This is a genomic window from Myxococcus guangdongensis (assembly GCF_024198255.1).
GTDB classification, from domain to species: Bacteria; Myxococcota; Myxococcia; order Myxococcales; family Myxococcaceae; genus Myxococcus; species Myxococcus guangdongensis.
The window spans coordinates 82,896-105,136 of the sequence record NZ_JAJVKW010000024.1; the positions used below are offsets into that span (position 1 = coordinate 82,896).

General features: G+C 70.5%; 12 protein-coding genes. 8 read left to right on the forward strand and 4 right to left on the reverse strand.

Annotated features, from left to right (window positions below):
- The first annotated feature begins 64 nt into the window (after positions 1-64).
- From LXT21_RS42725 to LXT21_RS42735, 3 genes are all read left to right on the forward strand, one after another.
- Entirely contained in the window at positions 65-1,663 is a 1,599-nt protein-coding gene (locus LXT21_RS42725; protein WP_254044010.1) for an efflux RND transporter periplasmic adaptor subunit, read from the forward strand.
- Between the two features lie 39 nt (positions 1,664-1,702).
- Positions 1,703-4,903 carry an efflux RND transporter permease subunit gene (locus LXT21_RS42730; RefSeq protein WP_254044011.1) on the forward strand — a complete coding sequence of 1,067 codons (3,201 nt, stop codon included), beginning with the start codon at positions 1,703-1,705 and terminating at the stop codon, positions 4,901-4,903.
- A 126-nt stretch (positions 4,904-5,029) separates the two neighbouring features.
- Positions 5,030-6,994, forward strand: a complete 1,965-nt coding sequence (locus tag LXT21_RS42735) for a 4-alpha-glucanotransferase (RefSeq protein ID WP_254044012.1) — start codon at positions 5,030-5,032, stop codon at positions 6,992-6,994.
- A 145-nt stretch (positions 6,995-7,139) separates the two neighbouring features.
- Here the strand turns inward: LXT21_RS42735 and LXT21_RS42740 are convergent, their stop codons facing one another.
- Both LXT21_RS42740 and LXT21_RS42745 read right to left on the reverse strand, forming a co-directional pair.
- Positions 7,140-7,946 carry an AMIN-like domain-containing (lipo)protein gene (locus LXT21_RS42740; RefSeq protein WP_254044013.1) on the reverse strand — a complete coding sequence of 269 codons (807 nt, stop codon included), beginning with the start codon at positions 7,944-7,946 and terminating at the stop codon, positions 7,140-7,142.
- 108 nt (positions 7,947-8,054) lie between these two features.
- On the reverse strand, positions 8,055-9,065 hold the full coding sequence (locus LXT21_RS42745; RefSeq protein WP_254044014.1) for a DUF1028 domain-containing protein: 1,011 nt from the start codon (positions 9,063-9,065) through the stop codon (positions 8,055-8,057).
- A gap of 376 nt (positions 9,066-9,441) precedes the next feature.
- Between LXT21_RS42745 and LXT21_RS42750 the strand changes: the two genes are divergently transcribed.
- The 3 genes from LXT21_RS42750 to LXT21_RS42760 all read left to right on the forward strand — a co-directional run bounded on the left by LXT21_RS42750 (position 9,442) and on the right by LXT21_RS42760 (position 13,424).
- Positions 9,442-10,740 carry a pyridoxal phosphate-dependent aminotransferase gene (locus tag LXT21_RS42750; RefSeq protein ID WP_223749812.1) on the forward strand — a complete coding sequence of 433 codons (1,299 nt, stop codon included), beginning with the start codon at positions 9,442-9,444 and terminating at the stop codon, positions 10,738-10,740.
- Positions 10,741-10,889: 149 nt separating this feature from the next.
- Positions 10,890-12,185: an NTP/NDP exchange transporter gene (locus LXT21_RS42755; RefSeq protein ID WP_254044015.1), complete on the forward strand. Its 1,296-nt coding sequence runs from the start codon at positions 10,890-10,892 to the stop codon at positions 12,183-12,185.
- Positions 12,186-12,230: 45 nt separating this feature from the next.
- Positions 12,231-13,424, forward strand: coding sequence for an NAD-dependent epimerase/dehydratase family protein (locus LXT21_RS42760; protein ID WP_254044016.1), 1,194 nt, complete (start codon positions 12,231-12,233; stop codon positions 13,422-13,424).
- Between the two features lie 44 nt (positions 13,425-13,468).
- Here LXT21_RS42760 and LXT21_RS42765 read toward each other — a convergent pair whose 3' ends face one another.
- Positions 13,469-14,005, reverse strand: a complete 537-nt coding sequence (locus LXT21_RS42765; protein WP_254044017.1) for an SHOCT domain-containing protein — start codon at positions 14,003-14,005, stop codon at positions 13,469-13,471.
- A gap of 169 nt (positions 14,006-14,174) precedes the next feature.
- Here LXT21_RS42765 and LXT21_RS42770 point away from each other — a divergent pair, with 169 nt between their 5' ends.
- Entirely contained in the window at positions 14,175-15,683 is a 1,509-nt protein-coding gene (locus LXT21_RS42770; RefSeq protein WP_254044018.1) for a hypothetical protein, read from the forward strand.
- 294 nt (positions 15,684-15,977) lie between these two features.
- On the opposite strand, the gene LXT21_RS42775 is transcribed toward LXT21_RS42770, so the two are convergent.
- The gene (locus LXT21_RS42775) at positions 15,978-16,175 is read right to left on the reverse strand and encodes a hypothetical protein (protein ID WP_254044019.1); all 198 of its coding nucleotides are present in this window, start codon (positions 16,173-16,175) and stop codon (positions 15,978-15,980) included.
- Between the two features lie 547 nt (positions 16,176-16,722).
- Between LXT21_RS42775 and LXT21_RS42780 the strand changes: the two genes are divergently transcribed.
- Positions 16,723-21,945, forward strand: coding sequence for a DNA topoisomerase 3 (locus LXT21_RS42780; protein WP_254044020.1), 5,223 nt, complete (start codon positions 16,723-16,725; stop codon positions 21,943-21,945).
- The last annotated feature ends 296 nt before the right edge of the window (positions 21,946-22,241 follow it).

The window sequence follows — 22,241 nt, forward strand, 5'->3', positions numbered from 1 at the left end:
GCCCGCCAGGGGCAGGGGAGGGACTGGCGGAGGACGGAGACGCGCGGTGAGACGAGCCCGACGGATGAGAGGGACGGTCGCTGGCGGAATCAAAGGGGTGCTGCTGGCGGCTGCCTGCGCGGTGGCCGGATGCACGAAGGGCTCGGAGGAGGCAGCGCCTCCGGCCCCGCCCGTGCTGACATTGGGACAGGAGAACGTGGCGCGCGCCCAGGCGAGCGAGCTGCGCTCCGGTCCCGGTATCTCCGGCACGCTTCAAGCCCGCACCGCGGCGGCGGTCCGCGCGCAGGTGGGCGGCACCATCCTCGACATCGAGGCGCAGCAAGGCCAGGTGGTGAAGCAGGGCGAGGAGCTGGCGCGCATCGACGACGCGACGTTGCGAGACCAGGTCATCGCCGCGCGCACCGCGGTGGCGACGGCGCGCAATGCCTTGCAGGTGGCCGAGGCCGAGCAGGAGCGCAGCGCGAAGCTGGCCAAGGCGGGCGTCATCACCCAGCGGGACTTCGAGCGGGCACAGCTCTCGGTGGCGCAGGCGAAGGGACAGCTCGCGGAGGCGCGCTCGCGTCACGCGCTGGCGCAGGAGCAGTTGGGACGCACGCGCGTCGTGGCGCCCTTCGCGGGGGTCGTGAGCGAGCGACAGGCGAGCGCCGGTGACGTGGTGCAACCCGGTGCGCCGTTGTTCACGGTGGTGGACCCGCGCACGTTGCGGCTGGAGGCCTCCGTGCCGGCGGCGAACCTGGACCAGGTGAAGGCTCAGACGCCCGTGGAGTTCCGGGTCACCGGCTACGGGAACCGCGCGTTCACCGGGCAGGTGGAGCGCATCAACCCGGTGGTGGACCCGAACACGGGCCAGGTGCGCATCTACGTCGCGATTCCGAACACGAATCTTCAGTTGCTGGCGGGCCTGTTCGCGGAAGGACGCGTCGCCTCGAAGTCGGTGCGCGCGCTGGCGGTGCCGCTGGATGCCATCGACGACAGTGAGGGCAAGCCCTCCGCGCTGCGCGTGCGCGACGAGAAGGTGGAGCGCGTGAGCGTCACGCTGGGGCTGCGCGACGACGTCGAGAAGCGGGTGGAGGTGCGCCAGGGTCTCCAGGAAGGAGATGTGGTGCTGCTCGGCTCGGCGCGCGATGAGGTGCGTGAGGGCATGCAGGTGAAGGTCTCGCCGCCGCGTGAGGGGGATTCACCACGCGAGGACGAGGGGCCGGGCGTCGGTGGTGGTGGCGCGCAGCAGGGCGAAGGCGCTGCGCCGTCAGGACAGCCTCCAACTCCCAGCGGCGTGGGTGCTGCGCCTGGGGCTCAGCCGCCCACGTCGGGTGGGCAAACGGCTCCGGGACGTGAAGACACGCTCGGGGCTCAGCCACCCACGTTGGGTGGGCAGACGGCTCCGGGGCGTGAAGACACGCTCGGGGCTCAGCCGCCCACGTTGGGTGGGCAGACGGCTCCGGGCCGTGAAGGCGCGCCCGCGGCAGGGGGAATTCCACAGGGTGGTGGAGGAGTCGCGCCTGCTGAGGGAATGCCGCCAGAACGTGAGCGTGCTCCCTCCTCGTCGCCGGAAGCCTCCTCACGGGGAGAGGGGGGCTCCGCCCCGATGTCGTCACCTGACGGTGCACGTCCCACGCAGTCCCCTCGAGGCTCCATCGAAGGCACGACGCAGCCCGTGCCCTGAGCCCACGCCGTTCCTTCGCCTCCTCGCGGGAGACACTCCGTGTTCATCTCCGATTTCGCCATCAAGCGGCCCATCGTCACCATCACCGCCATGGTGACGCTGGTCGTCTTCGGCCTCGTCGCCTTATGGCAGCTCGAGACGGACGAGTTCCCCGACGTGCAGGCGCCCGTCATCGCCGTCACCATCGTCTACCCGGGGGCCTCTCCCGACACGGTGGAGCGCGAAATCGTCGAGCCCATCGAGGACGCCATCTTCGCCATCAGCGGCGTCGACCCGAAGGAGACGACCGCCACCGCCACCGACGGCCTGGCCACCTTCACGGTGTTCTTCGAGTTCGAGAAGGACATCCAGGAGGCCTCGCAGGACATCCGCGACGCCATCTCCAGCAAGCGCGCGGACCTGCCTCGCGAGATGGAGGAGCCGGTCCTCACGCGCTTCGACCCGGCGGACGCGCCCATCGTCTCGCTGACGCTCACCTCGGAGCGGCTCGACGTGCCGGCGCTCTCACGTGTGGCGGACCCACTGGTGGTGGGCGAGCTGCGCTCGGTGCCAGGCGTGGCGCAGGCGGACGTCATCGGCGACGTGGAGCGCGAGATGACGGTGCAGCTCAAGCCCGAGGCGCTCCAGGCCGCGCGCGTCTCGCTGGCGGAGGTGGTGCAGGCGCTGCAATCGCAGAACCTGGCCGCGCCGGTGGGGCGCATCAACTCGAAGCTCGAGGAGGAGTCCATCCGCCTCAAGGGACGCCTGGAGAACGTGGACGCGTTCCGCGACATGGTCGTGGCCACGCGCGACGGACAGGCCATCCGGCTGGGACAGCTGGCGGACGTCTTCGTGGGCTCCGAGGAGCCTCGCACGCTGGCGCTCTACGACGGCGCGCAGGCGGTGGGCATCGACGTGCTCAAGTCGAAGGGCTACAGCACCACGGAGGTCGCGGACGCGGTGCGAGCGCGCGTGGAGGCGCTCCAGAAGAAGCTGCCTCCGGACGTGAAGCTGGCCATCGTCCGCGACGCGGGCGTGCGCGTGGAGAGCGCGGTGGAGAACGTGCAGTCCGCGCTGGTCGAGGGCGCGCTGCTCACGGTGCTGGTGGTGTTCATCTTCCTCAACTCGTGGCGCTCCACCGTCATCACGGGGCTGGCGCTGCCGGTGAGCGTGCTGGCGGCGTTCATCAGCGTGTGGGCCTTCGGCTTCACGCTCAACACGATGTCGTTGCTCGGCCTGACGCTGGCCATCGGCATCCTCATCGACGACGCCATCGTGGTGCGCGAGAACATCGTCCGCCACATCGAGATGGGGAAGGACCACTACACGGCGTCACGCGAGGGCACCTCGGAGATCGGGCTCGCGGTGTCGGCGACCACGTTCTCCATCGTCGCCGTGTTCGTGCCGGTGGCCTTCATGTACGGCGTGGCCGGTCAGTGGTTCAAGCCGTTCGCGCTCACCATCGCCTGCGCGGTGCTGGTGTCGCTGTTCGTCTCGTTCTCGCTGGACCCGATGCTCAGCGCGTACTGGGCGGACCCGCAGGTGGAGAAGGGGGCTCGCAAGGGCTTCATCTCGCGCATCCTCACGCGCTTCAACGAGTGGTTCGACCGGCAGGCGGACCGGTACAAGCGTGTCATCGCCTGGGCGCTGGACCACCGGCTCATCATGGTGTTGGTCGCGGTGGGCTCGCTCGTGGGCGCGCTGGTGCTCCAGGGCACCGTGGGTGGCGCCGGCTTCGTGCCGGTGAGCGACCGCGCGGAGGTGGAGTTGCTGGTGGAGACGCCGTCCAGCTCCAGCCTCGAGTACACGCGGCGCAAGGTGGAGGAGGTGACGCGCATCGTCCGCGAGCACCCCGAGGTCTCCTATACGTACAGCACCATCGGCGTGCCGCTGCCGCTGAGTGCGCCGGGTGTGGACCAGGCGCTCATCTACGTGCGGCTCACGCCGAAAGCGGACCGCGATTTGAGCCAGGACGCGCTGGGCAGCAAGCTGCGCCAGGAACTCGCGGCCGTGGGTGGCGCGAAGGTGTCTGTCTTCACGTCGGGGTTTGGCGGAGCCATCAAGCAGATACAGCTCGAGCTGCGCGGCCCGGACCAGAAGATGCTCACCCAGCTCGCGCAGCAGGTGCAGCGCGAGGTGGAGCAGGTGCCCGGTGCGGTGGACGTGGGCCTGTCCACGCGAGGCCAGAAGCCGGAGCTGGTGGTCGACTTGAACCGAGGGCTCGCGGGGCAGCTCGGCGTGACGGTGGGGCAGGTGGCGCAGGTGCTGCGCCCAGCCTTCGCGGGTTTGGATGTGGGCGATTGGGTGGACCCGATTGGCGAGACTCGCGATGTCATGGTGCGCCTCGCGCCGGAGGCGCGTGACAATCCGGATGACCTGGCGCGGTTGCCCATCCTGGTGGGCGCGGTGCCAGGCGGCACGCCGCAGCTCATCCCACTGGGGCAGGTGGCGAGCATCGAGCAGGCGCTCGGCCCCGCGCAAATCACGCACCTCAACCGCGAGCGCGTCATCAACGTGCAGGCGAACGTGCAGGGGCGCTCGCTGACGGAGGTGATGCGGGACATCCAGGCGCGGGTGGACACGGTGCAACTGCCCGCGGGCTACGAGCTGACCACGGGAGGTGAGTCCGCGGACCAGGAGGAGGTCTTCTCGCGGGTGTTCATCGCACTCGGGGTGGCGGTGATGCTGATGTACCTCATCCTCGTCATCCAGTTCGGCTCGTTCCTGGACCCGCTGGCCATCCTCATCTCACTGCCGCTGTCGCTCATCGGCGTGGTGGGGGCGCTGCTGATTACAGGGGACACGCTGAACATCATGAGCCTCATCGGCGTCATCCTGCTGATGGGCATCGTGGCGAAGAACGCCATCCTCCTCATCGACTTCGCGAAGTGGTCCCACGAGAAGGGCATGCCCTTGCGCGAGGCGCTCATCGAGGCGGGGCGCATCCGTCTGCGCCCCATCATCATGACGACGTTCGCGCTGGTGGCGGGCATGATTCCGGTGGCGATCGGCTCGGGCGAAGGTGGCGACTTCCGAGCGCCGCTGGGTCGCGCGGTGATTGGCGGCACGATTACGTCCACGCTGCTGACGCTGCTGGTGATTCCGACGGTGTACGAAATCCTGGTGGATGGCCGGACGTGGATGGGACGCAAGCTGCGCAAGGTGTTCCGCTTCAAAGCGCCCCAGGACCCCGGGCACCACGGGCCGCCGCAGGGTGGCGGTGGTGAGCCGCGCCCCGTGCCCCAGTCGCCGCAGAAGTGACCTCCGGTCCGCTCCGGGTGTCCGCGAGCACGCTCGGAGTGTCGTCCTCGGACGGATGTTGAACGTGGACCCGGATGAAGGGTTGGCGTGTCCGGCTCGGGCACCTAGGGTCGGTCGTCATCCGCCATGTCCCGAGCCTCGCTGCCTGAAGACCACCATCGACTCGTCACCCAAGCCCTGGCCGCGCTCGATGTCCGCAACCTGGTGCTGAGCATCCACGACCCCAGCTTCCCCAGCCTGCCGTCCGAGGACTCGGGACGGGGCTCGCCCTACTCCGAGGGCGCCGCGCTCTTCCTGGAGTCAGCGCGCGCCCTGGGCTTCACCGGCATCCAACTGGGACCACAGGGGCAGACCACGGAGGCGAACGCATCGCCGTATGACGGCACCCTGTTCTCGCGCAATGTCCTGAACGTCGCGCTCGCGCCACTGGAGAACGAACCGTGGGGCTCGCTGCTGCCTGCCGGCCGTGTGGCGATGCTCGCGCAGTCTCGGCCGCAGGAGGCCCATCCGGGTGAGCGCTATCGATGGGCGTTCCGCGCGCAGCTCGCGGTGCTCGATGAGGCGTGGGCGTCCTTCCGTCGACAGCGCTCGGAGCCGAAGCCGTCCGCCGCCATCCAGGACCTGTCCCGGCGCTTCACCTCCTTCCGGCAGCGCCACCGTGCGTGGCTCATGCGCGATGCGCTGTTCGAGGTGTTGTGCGACGAGAAGGGGGTACCGGACTGGCGGCCCTGGGCGGACTCGCTGGACGGGCGCCTGTGGAACCCAGCTCCGGGTGAAGAGTCCGCCGCGGCGGCTCGGGTGCTTTCGCTGGAGTCACAGGATGGGGACGTGCTGGAGCGCTATGCGTTCCTCCAGTTCCTGGTGCACACGCAGCACGAGGTGCTCCGGGAGCGGACGGCGACGTGGCGCCTGAAGCTCTATGGCGATTTGCAGATTGGCTTCTCGCCTCGCGACGCGTGGGCGTGGCAGGGACTGTTCCTGCGCACGTACCTGATGGGCGCGCCGCCCAGTCGCACGAACCCCGACGGCCAGCCTTGGAACTACCCGGTGCTGGACCCGGAGCAGTTCTTCATGGAGGGCGGCGAGGGACCGTCGCAGGGCTTCCGTCCGGGCGCGGTGCTGCGCTTCATGGATGCTCGGATGGACAAGATGCTCGCCGAGTACGACGGGCTTCGGTTGGACCATCCCCATGGGCTCGTGTGTCCTTGGGTGTATCGCTCGAACCAGTGGGACCCGGTGGTCGCCGTCCAACAGGGCGCGCGGCTGTTCTCGTCGCCCGACCTGCCCGAGCATCCGGAGCTGGCGCGCTATGCGCTCGTGTCGCCGGAGCAGGTGGACCGCTCGGTGCCTCGCTACGTGGACGGAGAGGTGAAGTCGCTGACGCCCGAGCAGGTGGAGCGCTTCAGCGTCCTCTTCGACACGGTGGTCGCCGCGGCACGACGCAATGGTCGCGAGCTGGGGGATTTGCTGGGCGAGGTGCTGAGCACGATGCCGTATCCATTGGGACGCGTGCTCGCGCGGTACGGGATGGGCCGCTTCCGCGTCACGCAGAAGGCGGACCTGCGCAACCCGGCGGATGTGTATCGCAGCGAGAACGCGGCGGCCGAGGACTGGATGATGGTCGGCAACCACGACACGAAGTCGTTGTGGCGCCTGGTGGGCGACTGGCAGTGGCGTGGGACGCTGCGAGCACAGGCGGACTATCTGGCGACGCGGCTGTGCCCGGAGGTCGAGCGCCGTGAGGCCTTCGCGCGAGCGCTGGCGACGGACCCGGGGCGACTCGCGCAGGCGAAGCTGGCGGACCTGTTCGCCAGTCGCGCGCGCAACGTCATGGTGTTCTTCACGGACCTGCTCGGGATGCCGGAGACGTACAACGAGCCGGGCACCATCGACGAGCGCAACTGGTCGCTCCGCGTGCCCTCGGACTGGATGCGCGAGTATCGCGAGCGGCTTCGCGGCGATGCGGCCATGAACCTTCCCGGAGTGCTGGCGATGGCGCTGCGCGCGGGCGGAGCGCCGGCCAGGGAGAAGCACCGCGAGTTGCTCGCGGGACTCGACCGGCTGGCGATGGAGCTGCGCGGCGGGGCGTGAAGGGCCCCTCTGTTGCTCGATGCCCGCGGAGGCGTCGTGGGGCTGTTGCCGCATCGGGGCGGGCCGTGGAGGCACCGCATCACAGACTGGGTCCCGCGCATGCCCGTGGGAGGGCGGTGCACGGGCTCGCTTCGGACCAGTCGCCTCAGTGCTTCACGTCCACCACGAGTCGCGTGGGCTCGCGCAGCTCGAGGATGCGGAACGGCGCGTTGCTCTTGTTGCCCAGCACCCACGTCACCTCGCCCTCGAAGTCACACGTGCGCTCCAACTCGAGCAGCACCGGCAACGCGGGCTTCATCTCTCGCGTGGCCACCGTGGGCTCGCCCGCATCGGTATGCGCCTTCGCGGGCGTGAAGCTCACCTGGAGCTGGCCCTTGCCCGCCAGTGTCACCGGGTTCCCCGAACCGCACTGCACCGCGGGCTCCTTCGTGTACTCCACGCGATAGCCGGGCAACTGCGCCCCCTCGAACTCGAACACCACGCGGTCGTAATCCGGATGGGCTCCCGCGCGCACCGAGCGCAGCGTGGCCTGCGGCACGTCCCTGCGGTCCAGGCTCACCGCCTCCGTGGTCCACTCGCGGTTCTTGGGGTTCTCGGGAGTGACACCCCCCGAGCCCGTCGCGCTACCACCGCCCGAGGGTGTCCCCGCGCCGCCCGGTGCCGCGCCGCCCGACGGCGAGCCCGCGCCGCCCGACGGCGAGCCCGCGCCCGACGGCTCCGCTCCGGGTTCCTCGGGAGGCAGCTCTCCCCCGGCCACCGGCGGCTTCTCGGCGACTCCACCTCCCCGCGGAACCGCACCCTCGGGAGCACCCGAGGGCTGCGCGGGAGTGTCATCGGGCGCTGGCAGTTCGGCGGCCGGATGCGGCGGGGCCTCTTCCTTCTTCGAGCACCCGGTGCCCACGAGGCATCCGGCCAGCCACAGCGATGACAGCCAGCGTCCCGCACGCTTCATCGTTCCACCCCTGGGGGCCCGCGAAAGAGGGGCCACGGAGGACACCCTCTCTCACGACAGGGGGGCCACGTGCCAGCACCACCCGCCCGTGACGAGAAGCCGACAGTGTCACTCCGCCGAGGCCGTCGCCCGCGTCAGCGCGCCCAGGTCCGCGTCCCGCAGGAACTTCACCAGCACCCCGTCCATCTTCCGCGTGCCGTTCTCCACCACCGTCGGCTTGAGGAAGAAAAGGTTGTTCCAGTTGAAGTCATACAGCGCCTGCTCCGCCGCGTCGGACCAGCTCCCATCCATGGGCCCGCGGTAGTACCCGAGCTTGCGCAGCACCCGCTTCACGTCCCGCGCGATGTCCGCCGTCAGCGGCACGCGGTCCTGGGCATACACATCCGCGAGCGTGCCCTGGTAGCGGTTGAGCTCCACGCCCAGCTCCTGGAGCGCCTTCGTGCTGCCGTGCACCACCGCCTCCGCGAGGACATGCGTGTAGAACGCCGTGTCGCTCGTGGTGTTCCACACCCGGATGACGCCCGAGCGCTCGCCGTTGTTGTCCCCGCCCGCGCGTGCGCCGTGCACGAGCGACGCATACAGCCGCTGCGGCAGGCTGCCCTTCGCGCGTTGGAAGCCCGCGACCATGGCCGTGCACATGTCCGGCGTGGACATGTTGTTCGCCTGCACCACGAACGTCGCGCCCTGGATGGCACAGGTGTGCGCGCTCGTCTCCGAGCCCGAGCGCTGCCCCGTCGTCACGCTCCCGTCCGGATGCAGCTTCACCGCGGCGAGCTGTCGGATGGTCGCGTAGGGGTCCAGCGCCAGCACCGCGTCGATGGCCGCCTGGGGCGCCTCTCCCGCGTCGATGCGCGCGATGACGCCCTGGGCATCATCCACCGACGGCAGCGCCATGGTGGCCACCGCGATGTCCGAGCGCCCATAGGGCACCAATCCGCTGACGCCGCTCGGAAAGGAGATGACAGCCATCCCGCACGACTGCTCCACCGGGTCACACGCCACGATGGCGCGCGTGCCGAAGAGGCTCCGGTTGAGGGGACGGCTCCCCTCCGCGGCCGCCTGGGTGGAAGCGAGCAACACCAACGCGACGACCCACGAGCCACGCTCGAACCACTTCATACGGACACCTCTGGGCAAAGCGCTCCCGTGGCGGACCGCGATGTCCGCGTGGAGGAGCCCTTCCTGTCAGGGATTGATGTCGGTGCGTGGACCCGCCCACGCCCCGGAGCTGCTGGCGCCATGAACGGAAGGCCCTTCCGGGACATATCGGGAAGGCTCGCCAACCCTTTCGCCCGGCAAACACCCGTGGGCCGGGCCGGGGAGGGCCCGCCGGGCCGGGTGCCCCGCGGGTTCGGCTTCCGGTCCGCGCGACGCCGTGGCACTTCCGCCCCGGGATTGCAGGACGGACCCCACAAGTTGCCGGGTGGCGGGTATGGTGCGCGCCCGGCCGCAGCCCGCGTCCCCCTTCCGCGCACGAACCGGAGACACATCCCCCATGGCTCTCGACCTCACCTCCCTCCCCCGTCCCTCGAGGGACGACGCCACCGTCGGCACCATGGCGCGGGGCCTCGTCGGCAGCGAGATTCTCCGCATCGCCGCGGAGGTCCGTGAGCTCGTCGCCAAAGGTCGCAAGGTGTGCAACCTCACCGTGGGCGACTTCAGCCCGCGCGAGTTCCCCATCCCGGAGGGCCTGCGCACGCACATCACCACCGCGCTGCAGGCCGGCGAGACGAACTATCCGCCCTCCGACGGCGTGCTGGACCTACGCCAGGCGGTGCAGCGCTTCTACGAGCGCGCCCTGGGCCTGAAGTACCCGCTGGAGGGCATCGTCATCGCGGGCGGCGCCCGGCCCATCATCTACGGCACCTTCCGCAGCGTGCTCGATGACGGGGAGACGGTCGTCTACCCGGTGCCGTCGTGGAACAACAACCACTACATCCACATGATGAACGCGAAGGGCGTCGTGGTGACGACGGACCCCTCGCACGGCTTCATGCCCACGCTGGAGCAGCTCACGCCGCACCTGGGCACCGCGCGCCTGTTGTGCCTGTGCAGCCCGCTCAACCCCACGGGCACCATGATTTCGAAGGACGTGCTCGGCGCCATCTGCGAGCGCGTGGTCGCCGAGAACCGCGAGCGCGAGAAGACGGGCAAGAAGCCCCTCATCCTGATGTACGACCAGATCTACTGGGTGCTGAGCTTCGGCTCGGAGAAGCACGTGACGCCGGTGGAGCTGGTGCCGGAGGTCGCCCCCTACACCGTCTTCGTGGATGGCATCTCCAAGGCGTTCGCCGCCACGGGCGTGCGCGTGGGCTGGGGCGTGGGTCCGCCGAGCATCATCGCGCGCATGCGCGACGTGCTGGGCCACGTGGGCGCGTGGGCGCCCAAGGCCGAGCAGGTCGCCGTGGCCCGCTACCTGGACGACGTGCCCGCCACCGAGTCCTTCCTGAAGGAGATGCACCAGCGCGTGGACGCGCGGCTGGAGGCGCTGCACAAGGGCCTGTCGCGCATGCGCGAGGCGGGGCTGCCGGTGCGTCACATCGCGCCGCAGGGCGCCATCTACCTGTCCGTCCAGTTCGACCTGGTGGGCAAGAGCGGCCTGAAGACGAACGACGACATCCGCAAGCTCCTCCTGGAGAAGGCGGGCCTCGCGGTGGTGCCCTTCCAGGCGTTCGGCCTGAAGGAGGACACCGGCTGGTTCCGCCTGTCCGTGGGCGCGACGTCCGTGGCGGAAATCGAGGACGTGCTGCCCCGCGTGGAGGCCACCCTGCGCGAGGCGCTCGGGGCGAAGTAGCCAGCCATCTCGAAGCCCGGGCCCTCGTCCCCCTGGACGGGGAGTGGGCCCGGGAATACACGGAAAGGACCGGAGTTCAGCCTGGGACGCGCCCGGCGGACGTATCCCAGTCGCCGGTCCCCACCCGAGACGCGCGCGCCTTCGTGCCCATGCTCAAGCGATTCGTGGATGTCCGTGACGAGGAGGTCGGCGCCGTCCTCGGGTCCTTCGTCTATTTCTTCACGCTGATGTGCGGCTACGCCATCCTGCGCCCCATCCGCAACGAGATGGGGACGGCGGGCAGCGTGAAGGGGTTGCCGTGGCTGTTCACGGCGACGTTCATCGTGATGCTGCTGGCGGTGCCCGCGTTCTCCGCGCTGGTTGCGCGCTGGCCCCGGCGCGTGGTGCTGCCGCGCATCTACCGCTTCTTCCTGGTGTCGCTGCTGGTCTTCTTCGTGCTCCTGAAGCTGGAGGTGGCGAAGGAGCCGGTGGCGCGCGTCTTCTACATCTGGCTGAGCGTCTACAACCTGTTCGTGGTCTCCATCTTCTGGAGCTTCATGGCGGACGTCTTCGCCAGCGAGCAGGGCAAGCGGCTGTTCGGCTTCATCGCCGCGGGTGGCACCACGGGCATGCTGGTGGGGCCCTTCCTGGTGGGACGGCTGGCGGAGCCGGTGGGGCCGGTGAACCTCATCCTGTTGTCGGCGGTGATGCTGGAGGTGAGCGCGCAGTGCGTGCGGTGGCTGAGCCGCTGGGCGCGTGACGTGCAGCACCAGCCGCCCTCGGCCGAGGGGCCCGTGGGAGGCGGGGTGCTCGCGGGGCTGAAGCTCCTGGTGGCGTCGCCGATGTTGTTGGCGCTGGGGCTCCAGGTGCTGCTGTACGCGGCCACGTCCACGTTCCTGTACTTCCAGGAGGTGCAGCTGGTGGCGCAGGTGGGCAAGGACGCGGCGTCGCGGACGGCCCTCTTCGGGGACATCGACTTCTATGTGCAGTTGTTGACGTTGGCGCTGCAGACGCTCGTCACCGGGCGCATCATCTCGCGCCTGGGATTGGGAGCGGCGCTGGCGGTGGCGCCGGTGGTGACGGGGCTGGGGTTCCTGGGGCTGGCGGCGGTGCCGGTGTTGGGCGTGCTGGTGGCGTTCAAGGCGCTGCGCGGGGCCAGTCACTACGCGCTGGAGCGGCCCTCGCGCGAAATCCTCTTCACCACGGTGGACCGCGAAGCGCGCTACAAGTCCAAGAGCTTCATCGACACGGTGGTGTACCGGGGCAGCGACACGGTGAGCGCGTGGTTGCAGGGCGGGCTCACCGCGCTGGGGTTGGGGATGACGGGGCTGTCGTTGGTGGCGGTGCCGTTGGCGGGGCTGTGGCTGGGGGTGTCGCTGTACCTGTCGCGGGAGCAGCGGCGGCTGTCTCGCGAGGGTGGGGATGTGCTGGCGCCCGCGGCGCCGGACAACGCCGCCGCCCGTTGAGCAATCTTCCTCGCAGTGCTTCCTCGTGGCAGGAGACGACACGCTATGAAGCTGTCTCGCAGGGACTTGATTCAGGGAACCGTGGTCGCGGGCTCGCTGTTCGCCATGGGCTGTGCGTCCTCCAAGGGCGCGTCGGGTGGCGGCACGACGGAGCCCGGGACGCAGGGGCAGGGCAGCGCGGGGACGAAGGCGGGCAAGCCCTTGAGCATCCTCATCCTGGGCGGCACGAAGTTCCTGGGCCCTGCGCTGGTGGAGTCCGCGCAGGCCCGGGGGCACACCGTCACGTTGTTCAACCGCGGCAAGACGAACCCGGGCCTGTTCCCCAACGTGGAGAAGCTGCAGGGGGACCGGGACCCGAACAAGGCGGAGGGGCTCAAGGCGCTGCAGGGCCGCAAGTGGGACGCGGTGGTGGACACGTCGGGCTATGTGCCGCGCATCGTGAAGGCGTCCGCGGAGCTGCTCGCGCCCAACGTGGGGCACTACACCTTCGTGTCGACCATCTCCGTGTACAAGGACGCGTCGAAGCCGGGGCTCAAGGAGACGGCGCCGGTGGCCACGGTGGACGACCCGAACACGGAGGACGTGAACAAGTACTACGGCGCGCTGAAGGCGCTGTGCGAGAAGGCGGCGGAGACGGCGATGCCGGGCCGCGTGTTCAACGTGCGGCCGGGGCTCATCGTCGGGCCGGACGACCCGACGGACCGCTTCACGTACTGGCCGGTGCGCGTGGCCCAGGGCGGCGAGGTGCTCGCGCCGGGCACGGGGCATGACGCCACGCAGTTCATCGACGTGCGCGACCTGGCCGCGTTCATCATCCTGGGCGTGGAGCAGAAGCTGGCGGGGCTCTACACGGCGACGGGGCCGGAGAAGCCGCTGTTGATGCGGGACTTCCTGGAGCGCAGCAAGAAGGCGCTGCGCAGTGACGCGACGTTCATCTGGGCGCACCCGTCCTTCCTGGAGAAGCACAAGGTGGAGGCCTTCGGGGACATGCCGGTGTGGGTGACGCCGACGGGGGAGGAGGCGGGCCTGCTGCGGGTGAACATCGACAAGGCGCTGGCGGCGGGGCTCACGTTCCGGCCGCTGGAGGACACCGTGCGCGACACGGTGGAGTGGTTCAAGTCGGAGCCACCCGAGCGTCAGGCGAAGCTGAAGGCGGGCATTGCTCCGGCGCGCGAGAAGGAGGTGCTCGCGGCGTGGCACCAGGAGCACGACCAGGGCACCGCGACTCCCACGCGCTGAGCTGTGAAGACCCGAGGGTGTCCGGGCCTGTTCGGCCCGGGCGCTCAGAGTCGCCCGAGGATCTCCGCCTTCTTGCGCTCGAAGTCGTCCATCGTGATGAGCCCCTCGCCGAGCAACCGCTGCAGGTCCGCGAGGGACTTCACCGGGTCCTTCGGAGGGCTGACGGGTTTGCCCACCAGCAGCGCGGCGAGCTGACCCAGGTCCTGCTCCACGACGGGCCCCATGACGGCGACGCGCTGCGCGTCAGTGGGGTCCACCCTCACGTCCAGCTCCAGGCCTGGCGCGAACACCCGCACGTTCCAGTCGCGGAAGCGGTCCGACACCCAGACCTCGTACGTCGGGCGGTCCGGCAGGGTGACCTCGAGCAGGTGGTTGTATCGAGGGCGCTGGTGGCTGCTCATCGCGGTGCGCTCACTGCGCAGCAGGATGGCCCGGGCCGGTAGCCCCTGCTCGCGCACCTTCCGGTGCTTGCGCCACGTTCCGAGGACCTGGACGATGACCCAGATGCTCACCGCGACGCCGACCAGGACGAGCAGGGGAATCAGGAACCGGTCTGCGGACAGAGATGCTTCGGCGTTCATCGTGCTCTCTCGACGGTGACGGCGCGACCTCGACTCGGCCGCGTCCAGCGACTCTAAACGCATCGCCCTCGACTCGAAACCCGGCATGTCCGCGCGACATGCCATGATGTCGCGGAATGCGGGGCCGACTCATGGACGCCTCGGCCGCGACAACCGAAGAGGACTCACGATGACGTCTCGCCCGTCCTGGTGCTCGCCCTGGCGGCAGGGTGCCGTCGCGCTGCTCGCCGTGTCGCTCGTGGCCTGTGGTGGCAAGGAGGTCCGTCCCGAGGGTGACGCCGATGCGGGGACTCCGGACGCGGGCCCCGGTCAGGCGCATCCCTGTGTGCCGGTGAGCCTGGAGCAAGACGTGGACCTCCAGGGCTTCCACACGGACCGCTACACGTGGCGCGATGGCGACTGCGCGCCCCGCTCGGCCTTCCTCGTGCGCAACGACTCCGAGGACCCCGCTGGGTGGCACGGTGGCTACATCCGCCGCTATGTCTACGAGGCCCAGGGCGCCGCGCGCACCTGTGACGGCGCCACCAACGAAGTCCCCGGCTGGGGCATGGTGACCTGCCACGTGCGCGCCGGCGCCGACTGGGGCAACTGGACCGAGAAGGTGACAGGCACGGGCCGCACCCTCTTCGCGGGGCGCCACCACGCGCTGCACGAGTTCCGCTGGCCGCTGCCGCTCGACGGCCACATCGTCGACGTCACCGTCCACTACCTCTTCGCCACCGGCCGCGACCACCCGCTCTATGCCATCACCCACGATGTCTCGCGCATCGCGCCCGACGCGCTGGAGGCGGACGTTCGCTCGCCCTATGGCGACCTGCTCTTCGACGGCAACGCGAACGCCGAAATCGCCGGGCTGGGCTGGGGAGACCGCTACCGCTTCCGCACGCTCGCCTCGCCCGTGCGCATGTCCAGCGGCTGGGACTACCGCGAGCCCAATGTCGTCCCCTTCACCCGCATGTGGACCACCGCTCCGGACGCGGAGATGGGCGTGGTGCAGACGCAGACCTGGCAGCAGAAGCCCGCAGGCGGCTACTGGCTCTACTCGAGCTGGGGCCAGCGCAACGAGAGCGGGCCCCTGCCGGAGGACTGGAACTGGACCTTCCAGCTCAACCAGTACCAGCTCCCCTCCACCACGCGCTCCCACCGCATGGCCTGGGGCAGCAACTACGGCGCGCTCGGCTGGCGCCAGTACGCGCGCTACGGCGACGACGGGATGCTCTCCGGCCACCCCTACCAGAGCTACTCCGTCTTCATGGTGCTGGGCACACACACGCAAGACCCCGTGCTCCGCCGTGTCTCCGAGGTCGAGTCCTGGCAGCGCGTGCGCCTCACCGCCACCCGGGGCACCGTGGTGACGCAGGGCCCCGGCGGCGTGGGCCGCACCGACTCCGTGCCCTTCGACGTGCCCGGCTACAACCCCGTCTACGCGACGTGGGAGGCCCGCGCCGCGGACAACCGCGCCGAGCTGCGCTTCGACACCGGCACCCAACCGCTCGAGCGCCCCGTGCTGGTGCTGCGCGGCTACACCGCCACGACGCCTCCGTCGCGCGTGCTCCTGGACGAGCGGGTGCTCACCGCGGACGCGGACTACTTCGCCTCCGTCGACGACGCGGGCGACGCGCTGTGGCTCACCCTCCACCACACCCTCACCGGCGCCGCGACGCTGCGCCTGGAGTGACGGGCCCTTCAAAAAGCAACGGGGGATGCTCCGGTGTTCGCGGAGCACCCCCCGGATAAAATGACCCTAGCTCGGAGTCCGCTCTCCCCCTCTGGCGAGCGTCACTCCTCCGGGTCCCCCTGCCATGGATGACGCCGCCCCCGCGACGCCACCCTCCTACCCGCCCTGAGTGTCCGGAGGGCCTTGGACCCCTCCAGCGAAGACCTCGACTGCGACTCGAGCGCTCCCCCCGGTGCGCCCGCCGATGACTGGACCCTCAAGTGCCCCAAGCACCTGGTGTCCCGGCCACCGGCTTCAGGGCCAGGACCGCGCCGGCTGCGAGATGGCTCGCATCCGCGCCAGCGTCTGGGCCCAACCGAACGTCTGCGGGCGCATGGAAGCCACCCGCGTCACGAGCTCCATCTCCTGCCGCAACACCCCCAGCGCCTTCGACTTCGTCAGCGCCCCGAGCTCCATCCGTTTCGCCCCCGCGAAGACGGCCAGCTCCGGCACCGCGATGTCCCCCTCTCGTGCTTCGAGAGCGCTGGGGTGTTCCCCCTGGATGCGTCCCCGGGCCCTGTGTGCCGCGGCCCCCCGTCCCGTGTCCGTACGCTTCACACCGCCTGACCTGCTGTTTCCCCCTGAAACCCGCTGGCCCGACTCATGCGCGACGTGCGACATTCGCCTCTCCCTTCGCACCACTGATGACCGCCGTCCCCCCGGCCACACGCGCCGTGGCGTGTGTCGACCAGGGCATACTGGCTCAGGCCGTAGAACGAGTTTTCCGCTCTAGCGCCAAATGCTTGCGCGAACGCGCCAGCTTGTTGGGCGAGCTGGCGGCGGGACGAACGTGGCGGGTTCCACCGGGAGTGGTGGGCGACCTGGGAGGTGGGTGTGGGGCATGGGGTGGTCCGCCTCGACTGGCGGAGGGGCGGGCGGGCGTCGTGGGTAGGGACAGTGAGGGGCTGGGCATGTCAGCCTGACGCGGTAGGGAAGACGGTTGCGACGTGTGCCTGGGGCGGATGTCCCGGGTATTGGGCGGCGGGAGGGGACAGGTTTCATGAGGTGGGAAGCGATGGGCCAGGTGCCCGGCGAGGACAGGCGAGGTGGGGAGGGCGCGGCGGCGCGAGGCGCGGGGCGCTCGTCGCTGCTGGCGGTGCTGGCGGAGAAGCCGGCCGTGGCGCGGGACATCGCGCGGGTGCTGGGCGCGCAGGAGCGCGGTGACGGCTTCCTGCGTGGCAACGGTTATGTGGTGACGTGGGCCATCGGCCACTTGGTGGGCCTGGCGCAGCCGCACGAGATAAGGCCGGACTGGAAGAAGTGGAGCCGCGCGCTCCTGCCGATGCTGCCGGAGGGCTGGCCGCTGGTGGTCTCCGAGCAGACGCGCTCCCAGTTCGACGTGGTGCGCCGGGTGCTGACCTCGCCGGAGGTGGGCGCGGTGGTGTGCGCCACGGACGCGGGCCGCGAGGGCGAGCTCATCTTCCGCTACATCTACGAGGCGGCGGGGTGTCGCAAGCCGGTGCGGCGGCTGTGGGTGTCGTCGCTGACGGAGCGGGCCATCCGGGACGGCTTCCAGAAGCTGAAGGACGGGCGGGAGTACGAGCCGCTCGCGGCGGCGGCCATGGGGCGCAGCCGGGCGGACTGGTTGGTGGGGATGAACCTGTCGCGCCTGTACACGCTGGCGCATGGCGGGCAGGGGGAGATGTTGAGCGTGGGGCGGGTGCAGACGCCCACGCTGGCCATGGTGGTGGAGCGGGAGTGGGCCATCCGCAACTTCGTGCCCCGCGACTACCTGGAGGTGGTGGCCACCTTCGCGCCGCGGAGCAAGGACGTGGCGCCGGGCGCGCGGTACGACGGGACGTGGTTCCGCTCGGGGCCGGACGGCAAGCCGGTGATTCCTCCAGGGATGGAGGGCGTGCGCGAGGCGCGCCGGCTGGACGCGGACGGGGTGGAGGCGCAGGCCATCATCGACCGCGTGAAGCGGGGGCAGGCGACCCTCGAGTCACTGGAGGCGGAGGAGAAGAAGATGGCGCCTCCGCTGCTCTACGATTTGACGGAGCTGCAGCGCCACGCGAACCGGCTGTATGGCTTCAGCGCGCAGCGCACGTTGGAGGTGGCGCAGGCGCTCTACGAGAAGCACAAGCTCCTGAGCTATCCGCGCACGTCGAGCCGGCACCTGTCGCAGACGGTGGCGGACACGCTGCCGGAGGTGGTGGGCACGGTGCGCGGCCCCTACGAGGAGGACCTGGCACCGGGCACGGGTGTGCGTCCGTTGGGGCGGCGCTATGTGGACGATGGGAAGGTGACGGACCACCACGCCATCATCCCCACGCCCACGTCGCCGCACGGGTTGCGCCTGTCCTCGGACGAGCAGCGCATCTACGACCTGGTGTGCCGGCGCTTGTTGCAGGCGTGGCACGAGGACCACGTGTGGCGCGTCACCACGGTGGTGACGGCGGTGACGTCGCCCGGGCCGAAGAGCGCGGTGCCGGTGGTGGACCGCTTCCTGAGCACGGGCACGCAGGTGGAGCGCATCGGCTGGAAGGTGCTGGACATCGGCGGAGGCAAGAAGGCGCCGAAGCCGAAGTCGGACGCGCGCAAGGGGGACGAGGAGGCGGAGCCGGAGGACGATTCGCAGTCGCTGCCCTCGGGGCTGGCGCGGGGACAGCCGCAGACGGTGGAGGATGTGGAGGCGGTGAAGAAGCGCACGCGTCCGCCGCCGCGCTTCACCGACGCGACGCTGCTGACGGCGATGGAGACGGCGGGCCGGCTGCTGGATGAGAAGGAGCTGGCGGAGGCGATGCGCGAGACGGGGCTGGGGACGCCCGCCACGCGTGCGTCCATCATCGAGGTGCTGCTCGACCGCGAGTACCTGGTCCGCAAGGGCAAGATGCTGGAGGCGACGGAGAAGGGGCTGCACCTCATCCACGTGGTGCACCCGGACGTGAAGACGCCGGCGATGACGGGCCAGTGGGAGGCGTGGCTTCAGCGCATCGAGCGGGGCGAAGGCCAGCTCGACGAGTTCATCCAGGGCATCGAGAAGTACGTCATCGAGGTGGTGGGGCAGGGGCCCTCGGGAGCGGTGCGCACGGGTGTCCCGGGTGGGCGCGGCGGGCCGGTGGCTCATGAGGGCGGGTCGGGGGGCGGAGTCTGGGGCGGCGGAGCCTCGCGCTCGGGTGCCGAGGTGCAGGCTCCGGGGTGGGGCGGCACGATGGGGGCGGAGCGTCACGCCGAGACCTCGTTCTCACGGGGCTCGCTGTCCGCGGGCGGTGACGCGCGGCGTACCGCGACGGGTTCGTTCACCGGCGCACCGAGGAATGAGGCCTCACGCGGCGGCGCTTTCCCGGACGTGGCGGCGGAGGGTGGTGCCCGGCGGCAGGAACGCGCGGGTTCTCCCGGTGGCTCCACGGGGCTCGACGGCAACTTCGCGGACGCGAACGGTAGTGCTCGTAGCGGACGCTCCAGTGCACCTGGTGGCCCCACGGGGCTCGATGGCGACTTCGCGGACGCGAACGGTAGTGCTCGTAGCGGACGCTCCAGTGCACCTGGTGGCCCCACGGGGCTCGACGGCAACTTCGCGGACGCGAACGGTAGTGCTCGTAACGGACGCTCCAGTGCACCTGGTGGCCCCATGGGGCTCGATGGCGACTTCACGGACGCGAGTGGTGGCGCTCGTCGTAGCGGACGCGCCGGTGCATCTGGTGGCCCCACGGGGCTCGATGGCGACTTCACGGACGCGGCGGCGGGCCGAGGCTCTCTGCGCAATGCTTCGCCTGCGGCTTCCGCCTCGTTCGGCGGTGGCTCCTCGGCGCTCGAGTCAGCGCGTCACATGGGGCGAGGCACTTCGCCCGGCGGTGACGTCGAGGGCGGTGGCGCCTGGCGCGCGGATGCGACATCAAGCTCACGCTCCTCGCAGGGCGCCGGGTTCTCGGACGCGGCCGTGGTGTCGGCGCCTCGCCGGACGAGCGCGCAGGGCTCGTTCACCACGGGGGTGTCGCGTGGCGCCAGCTCCTCGCGAGGTGGCGTCTCTGTGTCGACGGCGAGCAGGCCAGAGCGTGTCCCTCGCGCGCCCACGCCGCCGGACCGGCTCCGACCGCTCCTGAAGGAGGCCTTCGGCTTCTCCGACTTCCGTCCGTACCAGGAGGCCGTGTGCCGCGCGGCCACGGCGGGCGAGGACCTGCTCCTCGTCATGCCCACGGGCGCGGGCAAGTCGCTCTGCTACCAGCTCCCCGGACTGGCGCGAGCGGGGACGACCATCGTCGTCAGTCCGCTCATCGCGCTGATGGAGGACCAGGTCCTGCGACTCCAGTCGCTCGGCTTCGCGGCGGACCGCATCCACTCCGGTCGCGACCGCGCCACCTCTCGGCAGGTGTGCTTCGACTATCTGGAGGGGAAGCTCGACTTCCTGTTCATCGCCCCGGAGCGACTCGGCGTGCCGGGCTTCGTGGAGTTCCTCGCGCGGCGCCCTCCCACGCTCATCGCCATCGACGAAGCGCACTGCATCTCGCAGTGGGGCCATGACTTCCGCCCCGACTACCGACTGCTCGGCGCACGGCTGCCCCTGCTGCGTCCCGCCCCCGTGGTGGCCCTCACCGCCACCGCCACGCCGGACGTGCAGCGGGACATCGTGCAGCAGCTCGGCCTCCTGGGCGCGGGCGGCAAGGCACGCACCTTCATCCATGGCTTCCGCCGCACCAACATCGCCATCGAGGTGCGAGAGCTGAACCCCGGCGCTCGCGGAGACGCCATCCACGGCCTGCTCCAGGACGAGGAGAACCGGCCCGCCATCGTCTACGCCGCCACGCGCAAGCACGCCGAGCAGCTCGCGGAGTTGCTCGCGGGGGACTTCCCCTCGGCCGCGTACCACGCGGGCCTCCCACCGGGAGACCGCGACAAGGTCCAGGCGGAGTTCCTCGGAGGCTCGCTGGAGGTCATCGTCGCCACCACGGCCTTCGGCATGGGCATCGACAAGGCGGATGTCCGCACCGTCATCCACGCCGCGCTGCCGGCCAGCCTGGAGGGCTACTACCAGGAGCTGGGGCGCGCGGGCCGCGATGGGAAGCCGTCGCGCGCCGTGCTGCTGCACTCGTACATCGACCGGCGCACGCACGAGTTCTTCCACAAGCGCGACTACCCCGAGGCGTACGTCCTGGAGCGCCTCTTCCAGTCCACGGCGATGGAGCCGGAGCCGAAGCCGTCGCTCCAGGGGCGCGTGCGCACGGACCCGGAGGTGTTCGACAAGGCACTGGAGCAGCTCTGGATTCACGGCGGCGTGGTGATGACGCCCGACGAGACGGTGCGGCGCGGACGCCCCAACTGGTCCGCGGCGTACAACGCCCAGCGCGACCGCAAGCTCCTGCACCTGGAGCAGATGGGGCGCTACGCGGAGGCCCACGGCTGCCGCATGAAGCAGCTGGTGTCGCACTTCGGTGACACCCAGGACTCCGGTGAGGCGTGTGGCCTGTGTGACGTGTGCTCGCCCGAGTCGTGCGCCACGCTGCGCTTCGCCGAGCCGTCGGCGTCCGAGCGCCACTGGCTCGAGCGCATCCTGGAGTCCCTCCAGGAGCGGGATGGGCAGGCCACCGGACGACTCCACCGGGAGCTGTTCGGAGAAGCGCTGCCCCGGCGTGACTTCGAGCGGCTGGTGGGGGGGCTCGTCCGCGCGGGGCTGACGCGACTGGAGGTCGACTCGTTCGACAAGGACGGGCAGGTCATCTCCTTCCAGCGCCTGTCGCTGACGGACGAGGGCCGGCGCACGCGCGTGGTGGACCCGCAGCAGGTCTTCCTCCCGCTGGCGCTGGAGAAGGCGTCCAAGAAGAAGCGCGGGAAGACGACCCAGCGCGCGACGAAGAAGCGCGCGGGCTCCAGCCGGGGCGCTGCCGCCGGCCGACAGTGGAAGGCCGCCGCTCCCTCGGGCGACTTCGAGCAGCGCTCCTCGTGGAATGCGTCGAGGACCGCGCTGTCCCCCGAGTCCCGCATCCCCGTCGGGCGAGGCACCGCCGAGGAGCCCGTGGCCCGGGGGGCTCGCGCCTCGCGCAGCCGCGGGGTGACGCAGGAGGAGGCACCCGCCGGGCTCGTGGATGCCCTGAAGGCGTGGCGGCTCGCGGAGGCGCGCAAGCGCAAGGTGCCCGCGTTCCGCATCCTCACGGACCGGGTGCTGGGCGCCATCGCCGCCGCGCGGCCGGAGAACGGCGCCGCGCTGATGGCCGTCCACGGCGTGGGGCCCGCGCTCACCGAGCGCTACGGCTCCCAGATTCTCTCGCTCGTCGCTCGCAAGCGCTGAGGACACTGACGCTCGGAGCGGGCCCCGCGCCTGGGTGCCTGCTCCGTTCGCCGCCTCGCTCCCGAGCCATGTCTCGTCCCCGGGGCCCCGGGGGTCTCCACTCGCGAACAGCGTCGACGCGGGCGCACGTGCCTGCCTCCTCTCGCACGAGGGCGGTCGAGCAGTCCGCGCGCGCCGTGCACTTGTCACCCGTGCCGGTGTGTCCCTCACTCGCGCGGACCCCTCGAGAGGCGCCACCACGCCTTGCCCGGACCACGCCGCCTCCGCGTGAGGGCGTGGCCGACGCCGTGCCCGGA

Bases quoted from the DNA above. Each gene is read 5' to 3' on its own strand.
- LXT21_RS42725 (WP_254044010.1), top strand. From the start codon at position 65: ATGAGAGGGACGGTCGCTGGCGGAATCAAAGGGGTGCTGCTGGCGGCT.
- LXT21_RS42735 (WP_254044012.1), top strand. From the start codon at position 5,030: ATGTCCCGAGCCTCGCTGCCTGAAGACCACCATCGACTCGTCACCCAA.
- LXT21_RS42740 (WP_254044013.1), bottom strand. From the start codon at position 7,946: ATGAAGCGTGCGGGACGCTGGCTGTCATCGCTGTGGCTGGCCGGATGC.
- LXT21_RS42745 (WP_254044014.1), bottom strand. From the start codon at position 9,065: ATGAAGTGGTTCGAGCGTGGCTCGTGGGTCGTCGCGTTGGTGTTGCTC.
- LXT21_RS42750 (WP_223749812.1), top strand. From the start codon at position 9,442: ATGGCTCTCGACCTCACCTCCCTCCCCCGTCCCTCGAGGGACGACGCC.
- LXT21_RS42755 (WP_254044015.1), top strand. From the start codon at position 10,890: ATGCTCAAGCGATTCGTGGATGTCCGTGACGAGGAGGTCGGCGCCGTC.
- LXT21_RS42760 (WP_254044016.1), top strand. From the start codon at position 12,231: ATGAAGCTGTCTCGCAGGGACTTGATTCAGGGAACCGTGGTCGCGGGC.
- LXT21_RS42765 (WP_254044017.1), bottom strand. From the start codon at position 14,005: ATGAACGCCGAAGCATCTCTGTCCGCAGACCGGTTCCTGATTCCCCTG.
- LXT21_RS42770 (WP_254044018.1), top strand. From the start codon at position 14,175: ATGACGTCTCGCCCGTCCTGGTGCTCGCCCTGGCGGCAGGGTGCCGTC.
- LXT21_RS42780 (WP_254044020.1), top strand. From the start codon at position 16,723: ATGAGGTGGGAAGCGATGGGCCAGGTGCCCGGCGAGGACAGGCGAGGT.